General features: G+C 72.8%; 10 protein-coding genes. 5 read left to right on the top strand and 5 right to left on the bottom strand.

Annotated features, from left to right (window positions below):
- Positions 1 to 156: 156 nt before the first annotated feature.
- A complete protein-coding gene (locus IO20_RS0126460; protein ID WP_030555544.1) occupies positions 157 to 966 on the bottom strand; it encodes a caspase family protein in 810 nt (269 codons plus the stop codon).
- A gap of 118 nt (positions 967 to 1,084) precedes the next feature.
- Here IO20_RS0126460 and IO20_RS0126455 point away from each other — a divergent pair, with 118 nt between their 5' ends.
- From IO20_RS0126455 to IO20_RS0126445, 3 genes are all read left to right on the top strand, one after another.
- Entirely contained in the window at positions 1,085 to 1,972 is an 888-nt protein-coding gene (locus IO20_RS0126455) for a DNA/RNA non-specific endonuclease (protein WP_030555542.1), read from the top strand.
- Between the two features lie 173 nt (positions 1,973 to 2,145).
- Positions 2,146 to 7,503, top strand: coding sequence for a trypsin-like peptidase domain-containing protein (locus IO20_RS0126450; RefSeq protein ID WP_030555540.1), 5,358 nt, complete (start codon positions 2,146 to 2,148; stop codon positions 7,501 to 7,503).
- 6 nt (positions 7,504 to 7,509) lie between these two features.
- Positions 7,510 to 8,589, top strand: coding sequence for a trypsin-like serine peptidase (locus tag IO20_RS0126445; RefSeq protein ID WP_030555538.1), 1,080 nt, complete (start codon positions 7,510 to 7,512; stop codon positions 8,587 to 8,589).
- Between the two features lie 27 nt (positions 8,590 to 8,616).
- Here the strand turns inward: IO20_RS0126445 and IO20_RS0126440 are convergent, their stop codons facing one another.
- The gene (locus tag IO20_RS0126440; protein WP_030555536.1) at positions 8,617 to 9,324 is read right to left on the bottom strand and encodes a maltokinase N-terminal cap-like domain-containing protein; all 708 of its coding nucleotides are present in this window, start codon (positions 9,322 to 9,324) and stop codon (positions 8,617 to 8,619) included.
- A 140-nt stretch (positions 9,325 to 9,464) separates the two neighbouring features.
- Between IO20_RS0126440 and IO20_RS0126435 the strand changes: the two genes are divergently transcribed.
- Positions 9,465 to 10,700 (top strand): serine hydrolase domain-containing protein, encoded by a 1,236-nt coding sequence (locus IO20_RS0126435; RefSeq protein ID WP_037636326.1) that lies wholly within the window; start codon positions 9,465 to 9,467, stop codon positions 10,698 to 10,700.
- A gap of 64 nt (positions 10,701 to 10,764) precedes the next feature.
- Here the strand turns inward: IO20_RS0126435 and IO20_RS0126430 are convergent, their stop codons facing one another.
- Positions 10,765 to 11,607 carry a family 1 encapsulin nanocompartment shell protein gene (locus IO20_RS0126430; protein ID WP_051874860.1) on the bottom strand — a complete coding sequence of 281 codons (843 nt, stop codon included), beginning with the start codon at positions 11,605 to 11,607 and terminating at the stop codon, positions 10,765 to 10,767.
- A gap of 4 nt (positions 11,608 to 11,611) precedes the next feature.
- A complete protein-coding gene (locus tag IO20_RS0126425) occupies positions 11,612 to 12,595 on the bottom strand; it encodes a Dyp-type peroxidase (RefSeq protein WP_030555530.1) in 984 nt (327 codons plus the stop codon).
- Between the two features lie 139 nt (positions 12,596 to 12,734).
- On the opposite strand from IO20_RS0126425, the gene fdhD reads away from it, so the two are divergent.
- Positions 12,735 to 13,574, top strand: a complete 840-nt coding sequence (gene fdhD / locus IO20_RS0126420) for a formate dehydrogenase accessory sulfurtransferase FdhD (RefSeq protein WP_030555528.1) — start codon at positions 12,735 to 12,737, stop codon at positions 13,572 to 13,574.
- Between the two features lie 61 nt (positions 13,575 to 13,635).
- On the opposite strand, the gene recQ is transcribed toward fdhD, so the two are convergent.
- Entirely contained in the window at positions 13,636 to 15,681 is a 2,046-nt protein-coding gene (recQ, locus tag IO20_RS0126415) for a DNA helicase RecQ (RefSeq protein ID WP_030555526.1), read from the bottom strand.
- Positions 15,682 to 15,832 lie beyond the last annotated feature (151 nt).

Here is a 15,832-nt window from a genome sequence, read left to right as displayed (position 1 = left end):
GCCCCGTTCGAAGAACTGCCAGAGTCACTGGCTACGAGCGGAGATTCTGCAGCACGACGGGGGCCTTGCGGCAAGGCCCCCTGTGCGCTATACCTTGAGAGTGGCAAGGAGCGGTCTACCTCCTTGCCTTTCGTCTTTCCCGGGACCTCCGAGGCCTCAGACCGTGAACGGCCGCTGGTTCAGGAACTCCTCGCCCGGTGTGCCGGTCACGTACAGGTTCGGGCTCTGGGTCGGGGGAAGCCGCCGCTGGATCGCCCGGTGGAAGTCGCGGTAGCCGCCCCGGAACGCGCCGTCGTCCCACACCTGCAACAGGGCCGCCGTGAAAGCTCCGTTGACGTCTCCGTCGGCGGCGAACTGGTTGTCCTGACAGGCCGACACGAGCAGCGCGTCCCTGGCCGCCCCGTCGGCCGGCGCGTCCTTCGCCAGCGACCGCCGCAGCTCGTCGAAGAACTCCCGGTCCCGTTCGTACAGCCGGTGCTGCTGGGGCTCGGGCAGGTAGCGGGCCCTGACGCCGTCCGCCTCGCCGCCGGGGACCTCGATGCTGCTGCCGCTGTGGCAGCAGTCGAAGAAGGAGACGATCCGCACGTCGTCGGCGAAGGCGCGGAAGGTCCGCCTGACCTCGTCGTCGAGGAACTGGCGGTCGTAGAGGACCAGTGTCTCGTCGAGGGCGTCCGGCTCGTCGTCGGAGCCGGTGGCGTCGGGCAGCTGGCCGCCGTGCCCCGAGTAGGTGAGGAGCAGGATGTCGCCGGGGCTGAGCCGGGCGGCGGCCTCGCCGAGCACGGCCGTGACGTTGGCGACGGTGCCGTCGGCGGTGAGCAGGACGGTGCTCTCGAATCCGGCGGTGCGGGCGAGGCGCGCCATGTCGTGGGCGTCGTTCTCGCAGGCGACCAGGGCGCCGTCCCAGCCGTCGTAGTGGGCGGGGTCGACCCGGTTGAGTCCGATGTGCAGGGCGAGTCCGGTGGCCATGGGTTCCTCCTGGCGGGTGTGCCTCCTGGCGGGAAGCGGAGGGGACACCGGGGCGTCTGATCGAGTGGCCTGTGGTCCGGCGCCGAGCGCGACCCTCTCCACGCGGTACCTACATCGTATGAACCCTTCCGATCCCCCGCCCCCTCCCGGCGCGGGCGGCGCCGGCCGTGCCGCGCCCGCCGACCGCACCGGATACGACGAGAGCTTCCTCGGCCCGGTCGTCCCGCTGCCGCTGCCCGCCCGGCCGACGGTCGCGACGGTGATCCTGCCGTACACCCACTTCACCGTGGTCTTCCGGCCCGACCGGCGTCTCGCCGCCTCGACGGCGGTGTGCGTCGAGGGGCGGGAGCTGCGGGAGGACGTGCCGAGGAACGACGTCTGGCGGTTCGATCCCCGACTGCCCGAGGAACAGCAGGCGGGCGACGACGTCTACCGGAACAACAGTCTCGACCGCGGTCATCTGGTCCGCAGGCTCGATCCGGTCTGGGGGACCCCTGCCGTGGCACTCGCGGCCGACGCGGACACCTTCCACTTCACCAACGCCGCACCCCAGGCGGACGTCTTCAACCAGGGCAAGAAGATCTGGCAGGGCCTGGAGAACTACCTCCTCGACCACGCCGCCGCGTTCGACCGGAGGCTGACGGTGCTGACGGGGCCTGTGCTCCAGGACTCCGATCCGCCGTACCGGGGGATCCAGGTGCCGATGCGCTTCTGGAAGGTGGCCGCGTTCCTCCAGGACGGGGCGCTCGCCGCCGCCGGGTACGTCCTCGACCAGAGCCCCGACCTGAGCCGGGACGCGGAACGGGCGCTCGCGGGGGCGACGGCCGGAGCGCCGCCGCCACTGGGCCCGTACCGTACGTACCAGGTGCCGGTCGCGGACGTCGCGGAGATCACCGAGCTGGAGTTCGGGCCGCTGCCCGACGTGGACGTGATGCCTCCGACGCGGGCGCCCGAGGAGCGCTGGCGGCGCCTGGAGTCGTTCGAGGACATCGTGCTGCACCCCTGAGGCCGACGGCGCCCGTCCCGCCGCTGCCGCTTCCCGCGGGCGCCCGCTCGCGATTGCGGCCGCCAGGGGCCGGTGAAACGATGGAAGGGATCGGGTGCGTGTTCTGACCCGGTCTGTCACGTCCCGGCGCCGGAGCGACCGGCGCTGCGCCGAGAGCGCCGGACAGGTGCGGAATGCCGCTCACCGAGACGGAGTGGGGGCTCGTCGCCCGTTGGGTGCGGGACCACCTCCTCGATACCCCCGACCCACGCGAACGGCTGCTGCGCGCCGGTCTCCCGGCCGGTTTCGTCGAGGACCTGCCGCTCACCCCGGACGCCGACCGGAACGCCGCCCTCGTGGTGGAGGCCGCCCGCCGGGACATCGCCCATCAGCGCCGGCTCCTCGCCGTCCTCGCCGGTCTCGACGCGCTGGCCGCCATCGACGACCCGCACGGCTACGAGCAGGGCGCGGAGGCCCGCAACCTGCTCACCCGGCTGCGCGAGGACGAAGGGCTGCGGCGTGCACGGCGGGACCCGTTCGACAGTCAGCTCCTGAAGCACGGCACCGAGGTGTTCCTCGACCGGTCCGAGCTGCGCGAGAGGCTCAGGGGCTTCGTCGCCGACCCGGAGCAGACGGTCCTGATCGTCGACGGTCCCCCGGACAGCGGGCGCTCGTACACGTACGAACTCATCCGCCATCTCGGCCAGCACCTCGGCTTCCGTCCGGTCCGGGTGACCCTGTCCCGTACGTCGACGGCGGCGCGTCTGATGGAGCGGCTGGCGGCCTTCGTGGCGGGACCGGAGGCCGACGGATTTCCGTTGAATCCCACACGGTTGAACGATCCACTGCCCGCCCTCGAGGACGCCGCCCACAAGATCGTCGCCCGTGCGACCGCCGCCGAGGACCGCTTCTGGCTCGTCCTCGACGACTGCGACCGGCTCGACCCGCACGCCGACGCGTGGGACGCCATCGGCGTGCTGGCACGGGCGATCTACGAGCACACTCCGGTACGGGCCGAGACCGTGCCCCGGCTCGTGCTGCTCGGCTACGCCGAGACCATGCGTCAACTCCCTTACGAAATCCGCAAGAACGAGTGCCGGGACACCGCCCGTCCGGCCGACGCCGACGATCTCCGCCGCTTCTTCGAGGAGTTCTTCACCGACGCGACCGACACCACCGCCCCCGGCTGGGAGGAGTCCGTCCGCGAGCTGACGGAGACGGCCGTGAGCGAAGTGCTGCGCGCCGTCGACTCCCCGCCGAACGGGGAGAGTCACATGCGCAGGCTGTGCACGGCAGTGGAGGACGTCGTACGACTCCACCGGGCACTGCCCCGGACGTCGGCCCCGCCCGGGGAGGCCGCCCCGCTGTTGCGCGACACCCTGCGCGCGACCCTCTCGGCTCCCGCCGCCGCGCTGCCCGACCCGCGCCGCTCCTACCGCGAGGCCGCCTGTCTGCTCCAGGAGTTCGACCCCGCACTGCTCCGGCTGCCGGGCGAGGAGCTGTCCACCGGGCGCGCCGTCCTCGAACTCGTCGACGACTGCACCGCCCTGCCGTCTCCCGGCGCCACGGTGTGGACGCTCAAGCCCGAGGTCCGCGACGCGACACTCGCCGGACTCGCCGGGCCCGGTGCCGCGCTGCGTGCCCTGCGGGTCAACATCGGCCTGCGCCCGCAGGGTTCCGGCCCCGAGCACACCGCCCTCGCCCTGCTCTCCGGCACCGGCCCGCCACTCGCCCCCGCCCCCGCCCCCTCCCCCGGCGGGCCGTCGTCGGCGGGCGACGAGGTCGAGGAGCTGTCCGACACCCTGCAGGCCGTGCTCTGGCTGAGCCGGGTACCGGGCGTCACCGGGCTGCCTCCCGTCGACGTCGTCCAGCACCGTCTGGAGGCGGCCCGGCTGCTCCAGCCTCTGCACCGGCTGATCCAGGGGACCTTCCACGGACGCACCGCCGAACTCGACGACCTGCACGCCTATCTCGCACTGCCCGAGGAGCCGGCGGAGCCCCCGGTCCTCCTGCACGGGGTCGGCGGCATCGGCAAGAGCACCCTGCTCGCCAAGTTCCTCATCGACGCGCTGGCCGCGTCCCCCACCGGATTCCCCTTCGTCTACATCGACTTCGCGCGCCCCACGCTCTCCGTCCACGAACCCGCCACCGTCATCGCGGAGATGGCCCGGCAGCTCGCCGTCCACCACGCCGGTCACCGGGCCGCCTTCGAGGCCCTCGCGGACGAGTGCGAGCGGACCGCGGCGGCCCAGCGGGGCGAACGCAACGAACTCGACGAACTCCACCGCCTCGCCGGCACCCGGGCCACGCTCGCCCGCGACTACACGTCCGACTTCCACGCCCGCGCCAGCGCCCGCGAGCAGGAACTCGCCCACCGGATCGCGTCCCTGGTCGCCGAGGCGGTCCGGCCCGCGCCCGACGGGCAGGCGCCCCCGCTGCTCGTCGTGATCGACTCCTTCGAGGAGGCCCAGTACCGGGGCTCCCCCGTCCTCGGCCGGATGTGGGCCATCTGGACGGCGCTGCGGGCGGCGTACTCGCGGCTGCGGTTCATCGTCTCCGGGCGGGCGCCGATCGACCACCCCGCCCGGGTCCTCACGCCGCGCACCAGGGAGCTGACCGAGCTGGACCACGAAGCGTCCGTGGACCTCCTGATGTCGTCCGGGGTCCTCGACGAGACGCTCGCGGAGGAGCTCGCGGACCGGATCGGCGGCCATCCGCTGAGCCTGAGGCTGGCGGCCGGCACGGCGGTCGCCCTGGGCGCCGACTCCCGTTCGCTGGGCTCCCTCCTGCGCGGACTGCCCTCCCGGCGGCGGTACTTCGACCGCCAGGTCGACCAGATGCTGATCCAGGGAACGTTGTACGACCGCATCCTCAAGCACATCGCGGAGGACGACGTCAGGGCCCTCGTCCAGGCGGGCCTCGCCCTCCGCTTCATCACCCCCGACCTGGTCAGGGAGGTGCTCGCCGGTCCCGCGGGGCTCCGCGTCGACTCTGCGGGCGAGGCCCGCCGGCTGTACGGGCTGCTCACCTCACGGGTCGACCTGATGGAGCCGGCCGGACCCGAGGCCATCCGCCACAGGGCCGATCTGCGCGCCATCATGCTGCGGCTCTCCGACAGCGCGCGCACCGATCTGATGCGGGCGGTCGACCGCAGCGCCGTCGCGTACTACGCGGCCCGCGAGGGGACCCGGAATCGCGCCGAGGAGATCTACCACCGGCTCAGGCTCGGCGAGAACCCCCGCACGGTCGAAGCCCGTTGGGAGCCCGGAGTGGACGCCTACCTGGGCGGCCAGACGCACCTGGAGATGGCGCACCGACCGGCCGCGTTCCTCCTCGGCAGGATCGGCGGCCACGTGCCCGACCAGATCATGGCCGAGGCCGACCAGGAGGACTGGGAGCGGATCGCCGCGCGCGAGGTCGAGGACCTGCTCACCCAGGGGTACGTGGAGGCCGCGACGCAGCGCCTCGCGGAGCGGCGCCCGTGGACGCCGTGCAGCCGGCTGCACGCGCTGCTCGCCGAGACCCTCGCCCGGTCCGGCCGGACGGCGGAGGCGCGCGCGAGCGCCGAGCGGGCCGTGGACGGCGCGGCGGAGGCGGGCTGCGCGGAGACCCAGCTCGAACTCCTCCAGCTGTCGGCGCGGCTCGCGCAGGACACGGGGGACTTCGCGGACGCGGACCGGGACCTGCAGGAGGCGGAGGAGATCGCGGCGGGCCTCGGACTGCGGTACGAGTCCCTGGGCGTGCTCGTCGCCCGCTCGCGGCTCGCGTCGCTCGCGGACGTCGACGCCGCTCCGGCGCGGGAGCGGCTCGCCCGGACGCTGCGCGGCATGCCGGACGCCGACCTGGCCAGGCAGCCGTCCCTGGCCCGTACGGCGGCGGCCGCGGCCTGCCCGGCGGACCCCCGGCTCCTGGAGCACACGCTGCGGCTCGTGGGGCTGCCGGCGGACGAGGAGGCGGTGGTGACGGAACTGGCCCACTGGATCGACACCACCCTCGGCGACGAGCCGGGGCTCCGCGAGCCACTGGCCCGCATCCTGGAGTCGGCGGCCGGTGAGCCGTACCCCGGGGACGGCCGTCTCGACCGTGCCCGGATCGAGCGGGACCTGCGGGAGGCGCGGCGGCGCGGCACCCTGGACAGTGTCGCGCGGCAGGCGCTGACGCTCCGGGACGGCAGCGGCGACCTGCTGCTCGGGGTCGCCTCCGCGATGGACGCGGGCCCGCTGCCGCGCGGCGCGGCACGCCTGGCCGGAACCGCACGCGGCGCGTCCTCGCGCGCTCGCGCGCCCGGCAGCGGGGAGCCCGACATCTGGGCGGGCCCCCGCCCCCGCCACGGCGGTACGGGGCTGTGGACGCGCCCGCCGCCGACCGCGGCCGGGGCCGCGCTCCGCAAGGAACCGTTCCTGCCGCAGCCCGAGCTCGTCCGGCTCCGCAACGCCGCCATGGAGGCGGGTCTCGCGGACCGGTCCCTGCGTCCCGCCCTGCTCGTCGGCGTCCCCGGCCACTTCACGTCCACGCTCGAAGCGCTGGACGACCCCCGGGAGCAGGTGCACGCCGACCTGAACGCGATGAACCAGGTCGAGCGGCTGATCGACGGGCTGGTGCCGCTGGAGATCTGGCTGCACAACGCGATCGAGCTGACCCGTGAACCGGGCCCGCGCGCCGTCCTTCAGGGCGCCCTCGACACCGTGGCCCGCGCGATCACCGGCGAGGCGGAGCTGCCCGCGGACATGATGCCGGGAGAAATGAAGGAGGAGGTCATCCTCCAGGACGACACCGTGCCATACGAGTTCCTGCACGGCGGCATCCGGGCCGGATCCTCGGTCGCCCTGCTGAGGATCCCGCCGTACGAGTCGGGCGCCCCGCTGCTGCCCTCCTATCCGCACGGCGGTACGGGCTGGATGATCGCCCCCGGCCTGCTGATCACCAACCACCATGTGGTGATGGCCCGTTCGTGGGAGTCGGGCGTACGGCCCTACGTGAGCGACGAGGACCTGCGGCTGCAGGCGCTCATGTCCCGCTCCCGCTTCGACTTCGTCGAGAACACGGCGGCGGCGCCGGAGGCGACGGCCGGTGAACTCGCCGCCTGGGACGCGGCGCTCGACTACGCCATCGTGCGGCTCTCCTCCGACCAGGAACGGCGCCCGACGCTCCGGGTCGCCACCCGGCCGCTCCTCGTCCGGGAACGGCAGCGCGTTCCCGTCAACATCATCCAGCACCCCGGGGGCCTGCCGAAGCGGGTCGCGCTGCGCAACAACCTGGTCTACCGGGCGGACGAGCACGACCTCCTGTACTTCACCGACACCCGTGGCGGCTCGTCCGGCTCACCGGTCTGTCTCGACGACTGGACGGTGGTGGGGCTGCACCGCGGGACACGGAAGGTGGACGAGGTCGAGTTCCAGGGCGCCAGGACCAGGTTCGTGAACGTCGGGACGCAGATGAGCGGCATCCTGGCCCATCTCAGGCAGTTCAGGCCGGAGTTGTACGAGGAGATCATGGCGGCCCAGTCGGGGCGGCCCGCCCCGGGGAACGCGACGAACGGAAGGCCGAGGTGAGTGACCATGCCGAACGGACCACGGAGCGTGTCGCCGGTCGCGACCGCGACGGAGCGGATCTTCGGGGATCTGCGGGCGGTGGCCGCGCGGGTGCGCGGTGACCTGGAGGCGGAGATCGCCGAGTCCACCTTCGAGCTGCCCGCCGGCGCGGCACCGGCGGCCGAGATATCGCGCTTCGCCCGCGAGGAGCGGGCCCGTGTCCTGGAGGCCGGGGTCAGCGGTCTGGAGAAGCTGGCCGCGCACCGGGAGGACGAGCTCGACGGGGACGAGAGCTTCGGCGTGGAGGCGATCGTCCTCCTGGAGGGCCGGCCCGCGATCCTGGTCCAGCGCCAGGACTTCGCCCCGCAGCGCGACGAGTGGGCGGTCCTCGACTCCCAACGGGCGGCGATCCGTGAGTCCTTGGCGCGGGTCGGCCGGGTCGAGGTCACCGGGCACCCACGCCTCGACTGGGTCGGCACTGCCTTCGTCGTCGGGCCCGGCGCGGTGATGACGAACCGTCATGTGGCGGTGGAGTTCAGCCGCCTCCAGGACGACGGCGTCGACTGGACCTTCGAGTACGGGATGTCGGCGCGGGTCGACCCGGCGGAGGAGCTGCCGCTCGACGGCGAGCCGCCCGGGGCCTCCGTCCCGTACGAGGTCACGGAGATCATCGGCATCCACCCGGACGTCGACATGGCCCTGCTGCGGGTCGAGCCCTCGGCGGACGGCGGCCTGCCCACCCCGCTGGCGGTCGCGGCGGACGCGCCCGCGAGCGTCCCCGGCCGCCCGGTGTACGTGGTCGGGTATCCGGCCTGGGACGGCCGGCGCAACGAACCCGAGTCGATGCGCCGGATCTTCATGGACGTCTACAACGTGAAGCGGCTCCAGCCGGGGGCGGCGACCGAGTTCACCCCGGGCGGCCTGGTGATGAAGCACGACTGCTCGACGCTGGGCGGCAACAGCGGCTCCCCGGTCTTCGACCTCACCGACCACCGCGTCCTCGGCCTGCACTTCGGCGGCCGCTACCGCACGGGCAACTTCGCCGTCCCGCTCTGGGAACTGGTCGACGACCCGCTGCTCGCGGCGGCGGGCGTCAACTGGGTCTAGCTCCGGGCCACTTGGACGGGCCCAGGGCTATCCGTGGTCGGTGAAGGCGACGACGTACGCCCCGCGGGCGGTGGTTCCGTCGGGGAGCCGCCACTCGCCGGTGACCTGCCCGACGACCGGGCCGGGGACCTGACCGGGCAGCCGGCCCGCGTCCTGGTCCGCGCCGCCCGGGGCCCGGTCCGTTCCGGCAAGGAGGACGCGCTGCAGCCGCAGCGTCAGCGGGGCGGCCCCGCCGGGTGTCCGCACCACCACGTCGGTGTGGTCGGGGCCTTCCGTGACCCGGACCAGGTCCACGTCGGCCGCGCCGCCCGTCGTGAGGGGCGAGACGGCGACGGTGGGCTCGGGGGTGTCGGTGAGGGACTGGGCCTGTGCCCGGGTCCGGCCGGCGAGGAGCGCGTACAACTGGGCGACGAGCACCGGGTCATGGGCGCCGTCGTGGACCCACCGCTTGCCGAGGACGTCGTGCTCCATGGTCCCGATGAGGGCGTTCCCCGCCCCTTCGACGGGGCCGGAGCGGTACGTCATGGGGACGAGGTACGTGGCGTTCTCGTCGCCCTCGCCGTCGGTCACCGCCATGAACTCGATGCCGACCTCGCCCGCCGGGTCGTCGATCCGGAAGCCCCCGGCCTTCTCCGGCCGGGCCTCGGCGCCGGTGTACCACTCCCGGGTGGGGAGCCACTCCCTGATCAGTTCCAGCTTGGTGGGCTTCATGGTCGTGTGGTGGATGACGGCCATCGTGCGGGTCTCCCTCTCGTCCGTGGTCCGGGCCCCGGCAACGTAACAGACCGCCCCTCGGGGCCACCGTGCGAGCCGGTGCCGCCCGGCCTAGCCTGAAGGTGGAGTGTTGTCCGCCGGCCGGCAGGAGGCCCGCCGTGATCAACCGGCACACACGGAACCGACGCGTCCGCGCAGCCCTGGCCGCTCTCGTCATCAGCACCGCCCCGGTGGGCGCGGGCGCCGCGTTCGCCACCGAACCACCCGTCCCCTCACCGCACTTGGCGGCAGCAGCCCCGGCGCAGACCGAGTTCCCCGAGCTGACCCCGGCCGTCGCCGGCCGCCTGGACAAGGCGATCAAGGACGTGATGAAGGAGGCGGGGATCCCCGGAGTCACGGTCGGCCTCTCGGCCCCCGACAAGGGCACGTACATCCGCTCCTTCGGCGTCGCCGACGAGGCCACCGGGCAGCCCATGAGCCCGAACCTGTACATGCGGATCGGAAGCGAGACCAAGACCTTCACGGTGACGGCCCTGCTCGAACTCGTCGACCAGGGCAAGGTGCAACTGGACGACCCGATCTCCCGGTACGTCGACGACGTCCCGAACGGCGACAAGATCACCCTGCGCGACCTCGCCGCCATGCGCAGCGGCCTGTTCAACTACTCGGCGGACGAGGACTTCTACGAGGCCCTCACCTCCGACCCCGACCGGCAGTTCACCCCTCAGGAGTTGCTCGACTACGCGTTCGGTCATCCGGTGCAGTTCCAGCCGGGGGCCAGGTTCGACTACTGCAACACGAACACGATCCTGCTCGGCCTCGTCGTCGAGAAGGCCGGCGGCATGCCGCTGGACGAGTTCGTCCAGAAGAACGTGCTCGAGCCCGCGGGCCTGCGGCACACCCTCTTCCCGACCGACGCCTCCTTCCCGAGCCCGCACGCCCACGGCTACACGAACCAGACCGCGTCGGGCGGCGTCGAGGACGCCACGGACTGGAACCCCTCCTGGGGCTGGGCCGCCGGCGCGATGATCTCCGACCTCCGGGACATGCGCACCTGGGCCCGGGTGCTCGCCACCGGCACGCTGCTGACCCCCGAGACCCAGGCGGAACGCCTCAAGGTCTATCCGTCGGGCGCTCCCGGCAGCGGCTACGGCCTCGGCCTCTTCGACATCCAGGGCTGGATCGGGCACAACGGCTCCCTGCCGGGCTACCAGTCCCTGACGATCTACCTGCCGGAGGCCAAGGCCACCCTGGTGGTGCTGCTCAACACGGACGTCGTCCACGAGAACAGCGCGCCCAGCACCCTCCTCGGCCGGGCCATCACGCGCATCGTGACCCCGGACCACGTCTACGACATCCCCGTCCCGCCGCCCGCGACGAGCCCGGGCACGAGCTGACCGCACGGCTCTCCCGGCCCGGCCGAGGCCCTCGGGCCTCCGGTCGGGCCTTCGGTCCCTCCGGTCAGGCCTCCAGTACGACGACGGCCTCGTCCGTGTACGTACGGAAGGTCAGGGTCTCCTGGAAGTAGAGCTGGACGCTGTTCGCGTCGTGCGACGTGTAGCCGATCGCCAGGTCCTGGCCGAGGCGCAGCTCGAAGTCGCCGCCACGGGTGGACAGGACGAAGCCGCCGCTCAGCGCGGGCGCCCAGATCGGGGAGCCGTCGAGCATGCGCCCGAGGTGTGCCGCGATCGGGTAGCCGTGGTCGGAGGTCTCGCTGACCGCCCGGTACTCCTCGGCCCCGAGGAGCAGCGCGTACGGGCCGTCGACGCCCGCGAGCCGCAGTGAGGTCAGCGCCCTGCTGACGGCGTCGGGGTAGTCGCGCGGTTCGGCGGGCAGCCGGACCACCGGGTTCGACGACCGGGCACGCAGCCCGTCGACGCCCGCCGCCCCGTACCCGTCGAAGATCGTCCGGTCCTCGACGAAGGCCATGGCACGCGCCGCGTCCTTCACCGGCTGCCAGTCCGAGTCCTTCGCGCCCCGCTCGACGTCGTCGACGGCGGCCCGGTCCACGGTGAACGGCACCCTGAGTTCGACGAGGGGTTTCGCCTCGCGCAGGCGCGCCGTGACGCCGGGGGCCGGCGGGCTCATGTCGGTGAGGTGCCCCGTGCCGACGGCGGCGAGTTCCGGTCCCGCCGGGTCGGGGACGTCGACGACGCGGCGGCCAGCGACGTTGCGCCGGAACGTGCGGCGGGCCTCCTCCTCGATCTCGGCCCAGGCCGCCGGGGTGATCGGGGCGAGTTCGCGGTGCAGGTTGTTCGTGTCGGTACCGCTGTACGAGTCGCTCGGGGCGTCGGGGGTCGTCATGGACTCAGGCTCCTTTCAGGCCGCCGATGCCCAGGGAGTCCCCCTGGCGGGCGGCGGGCGGCGGCGCGGCGGGCAGGTCGTCGAGGAAGTCGGCGCTCGGCACGAAGAAGAGGCCGCCGGTGACGGCCCGGGAGAAGTCGAGGATGCGGTCGGTGTTGCCCGGCGGGTCCCCCAGGAACATGTTGCGCAGCATCAGCTCGGTCACGGCCGGGGTGCGCGCGTAGCCGATGAAGTACGTGCCGATCTCTCCGCTGCCCACCCTCCCGAACGGCATGTTCGCGCGGAGGATCTGCCGCTGACCACCGTCCTCGTCGACGACGGTGGTCAGCGCCACGTGCGAGTCCGCCGGTTTGACGTCGTCGGACATCTCGACGTTGGACGCCTTGGCGCGCCCGATGACCTGCTCCTGCTGCTCGACGGTGAGCGAGTCCCAGGCCGCCATGTCGTGCAGGTACTTCTGCACGACGACGTAGCTGCCGCCGCGGAACGGAGGGTCCTCGTCGCCGACGTGGACCGCCTCGGAGGCCACCTGGCCCGCCGGGTTCTCGCTGCCGTCGACGAAGCCGAGGAGGTCGCGCTCGTCGAGGTACGCGAAGCCGTGCACCTCGTCGACGACGGTCACCGCGCCCGCGAGCTGTTCCACGATCAGCCGACCCAACTCGAAGCAGAGGTCCATACGGCGGGCGCGCAGGTGGAAGAGCAGGTCACCGGGGGTCGCCGGGGCGCGGTGGCGGGGGCCCCGCAGGGCCGGGAAGGGGTGGAGTTCGCGGGGGCGCGGGCCGCCGACGAGCCGGTCCCAGCCCTCGGAGCCGATGCCGACGACACAGCTGAGGCCGTCGTCGGGGTAGCGGAAGGACACCGACCGGGTCAGCCCCGTCAGCTCCTGGAGGGCCTCCGCCACCGTGGCCTCACCGCCGGGGTTGACCGTGGCCACCAGAAAGAGGGCCGCCCGCTCGGGGGGCACGACGACGGGCTGGACGACGACCATGGGACTCCCGCGAGAACCTTTACGGACAGAAGACACTCAAAAGGACAGCGTCAGCCTAGGTGGGCATGATCCGATGCGCAGCCCGGCACCCGCCCCGTGGCAGAGTCTGGGGTGAGGCCGAACGTCAGAGGAGTGAACAATGGGGCGAGTGACCGCGCGGCGGCGCGTCCTGCGCGTACGCGAGGGGGACTCGTCCTACCGTCCGGACACGCTGGCCGCCGAGGAGCCGATGGAGATCCGGGTCGGCGGGCGCCCGCTGACGGTGACCATGCGCACCCCCGGCGACGACTTCGACCTCGCGGTCGGCTTCCTGGTCAGCGAAGGCGTGGTGCACACCGCCGCCGACGTGGCGGGCATCCGCTACTGCGCGGGCGCCACCGCCGACGGGGGCAACACGTACAACGTGGTCGACGTCGGTCTGGCCCCTCACGTGGCCGCCCCGGACGCCTCCCTGGAGCGGAACTTCTACACCACGTCGTCCTGCGGGCTGTGCGGCAAGGCCAGCCTCGACGCGGTGCGTACGACGGCCGCCTGGACCGTGGCCGAGGACCCGCTGCGCATCGGGACGGACACCCTCGCCGGCCTGCCGGACAAGCTGCGAGCGGCCCAGCGGGTGTTCGACACGACCGGTGGCCTGCACGCCGCCGGCCTCTTCGGCCCCGACGGTGAGCTGCTGGGCGTCCGCGAGGACGTCGGCCGGCACAACGCCGTCGACAAGGTCATCGGCCACGCCCTGCGCGAAGGACTCCTCCCGCTGCGGGGCACCGTACTGATGGTCAGCGGCCGGGCCTCCTTCGAGCTCGTGCAGAAGGCCGTCATGGCCGGCGTCCCCGTGCTCGCCGCGGTCTCCGCCCCCTCGTCGCTCGCCGTCGACCTCGCCGCCGAGAGCGGACTCACCCTCGTCGGCTTCCTGCGCGGCGCGTCGATGAACGTCTACTGCGGCGACGAACGGATCGACCTCCCTGACCGCCGGCCGTGACCGGGCGGTGACCCGGGCCGTCGTGACGACGGCCCGGAAGGGATGTGTGAAGCGATCCGGTCTACTCGTCCTCGTCCCACGGCGGCTCGAACTCGTCCATGTCGAAGGGCGGCTCCTCGTCGTACGACGGCGGAGCGTCGGGCGCCGGGGCGGCTGGCACCCGGGCTGCCACACCACCGGCGCCCGCACCGGCGCCCGCACCGACAGCCGGTCCGGATTCGGAACCGGCACCCGCAGCGGCACCCGTACCGGTGCCGCCGGACTCGGCCAGGGTCTCCAGGACCCCCTCGGCGTACTTGGTGAGCTTGGCCTCGCCGACGCCGCCGACGGTGCCCAGCTCCGCGACCGTCGTGGGGAGCCGCGTCGCGATCTCCCGCAGGGTGGCGTCGTGGAAGACGACGTACGCCGGTACGCCCTGTTCCTTGGCCGTCGCGGCCCGCCAGGCGCGGAGCGCCTCGAAGACCGGCACGGCGGCGGCCGGAAGGTCGACCGGCACGCGGGCGCCCTTCGCCGAGCGGCCCCCGGGCTCCTTGCGGGACGGGGCGGCCGGCGCCTTCTCCTTGCGCATCGTGACGGTGCGGCGCCCACCGAGCACCTCGCCGCTCTCCTCCGTGAGCACGAGCGTGCCGTAGTCGCCCTCCACCGCGAGGAGCCCCAGCGCGAGGAGCTGACGGACGACGCCGCGCCACTCCGCGGTGCCCAGGTCCGCGCCGACGCCGAACACCGACAGCCCGTCGTGGTCGAACTGGATGACCTTGGCCGTCCTCTTGCCCTGGAGGATGTCGATGATCTGCCCGGCACCGAACTTCTGGCGCCGCTCCTTGGCCAGCCGCCACACGGTCGACAGCAGCTTCTGGGCCGCGACCGTGCCGTCCCACGACTCCGCCGGGGTCAGACACGTGTCGCAGTTGCCACAGGGCTCGCCCTTCTGCCCGAAGTAGGCGAGCAGCCGCACCCGACGGCAGTCGACCGTCTCGCAGAGCGCCAGCATGGCTTCCAGGTGCATCGCGAGGGAACGCCGGTGCTGCTCGTCGCCCTCGGAGCCGTCGATCATCTTGCGCTGCTGGACGACGTCCTGGAGTCCGTACGCCAGCCAAGCCGTGGCCGGCTCCCCGTCACGGCCGGCGCGGCCGGTCTCCTGGTAGTAGCCCTCGACCGACTTCGGCAGGTCGAGGTGGGCCACGAAGCGCACGTCCGGCTTGTCGATGCCCATGCCGAAGGCGATCGTCGCCACCACGACGACCCCGTCCTCCCGCAGGAAGCGGGCCTGGTTCGCGGCGCGCGTACGGGCGTCCATGCCGGCGTGGTACGGCACGGCGTCGATGCCGTTCTCCACGAGGAGGGCGGCGGTCTTCTCCACCGAGGCCCGCGAGAGGCAGTAGACGACTCCGGCGTCGCCCTCGTGCTCGGTCCTGATGAGTTCCAGCAGCTGCTTGTGCGGGCTGTTCTTCGGGACGATGCGGTACTGGATGTTCGGCCGGTCGAAGCCCGCGACGAAGTGCCGGGCGTCCTCCAGACCGAGCCGTGCCGCGATCTCCTTGTGCGTGGCCTCCGTGGCCGTCGCCGTCAGCGCGATCCGCGGCACCTTGGGCCAGCGCTCGTGCAGCATGGACAGGGCGAGGTAGTCGGGCCGGAAGTCGTGGCCCCACTGCGCCACGCAGTGCGCCTCGTCGATCGCGAAGAGCGACACCTTGCCCCGGTCGAGGAGCCGCTGGGTGCCCTCGGTGCGCAGGCGCTCCGGAGCCAGGTAGAGCAGGTCGAGCTCGTCGGCGAGGAAGGCCTGCTCCACGGCCTGCCGCTCGTACGTGTCCTGGGTCGAATTGAGGAATCCGGCCCGCACCCCGAGGGCCCTGAGCGCGTCCACCTGGTCCTGCATCAGGGCGATGAGCGGCGAGATCACGACGCCCGTGCCCTCTCTGACCAGGGCCGGGATCTGGTAGCAGAGCGACTTGCCGCCACCCGTGGGCATCAGCACGAGGGCGTCGCCGCCGTCGACGACCTGCTCGATGATCTCCCGCTGCTCCCCTCGGAAGGAGCTGTAGCCGAAGACGCGGTGGAGGGCCTCCGCCGCGTCGGAGATCACGGCGGAACCGTCGGAAAGGACCATTCACCCACCCTATCGGGCCCCACGGACACCCCGGTCGCGTCCGGGGGAACCTGTGGACGACCTCCTGGCGGCTCGGCCACGCCCTGGAGGAGAGTGCGCGGTGACAGGCTTGAGGCAACGTGCGGGGGGCACCCGGCGTCCTTCCGTACAG

Source organism: Streptomyces exfoliatus, from assembly GCF_000725545.1.
Taxonomy (GTDB): domain Bacteria; phylum Actinomycetota; class Actinomycetes; order Streptomycetales; family Streptomycetaceae; genus Streptomyces; species Streptomyces exfoliatus.
Note: the sequence above shows the minus strand (reverse complement) of the source record. Positions and strands in the feature narration are given on the sequence as shown.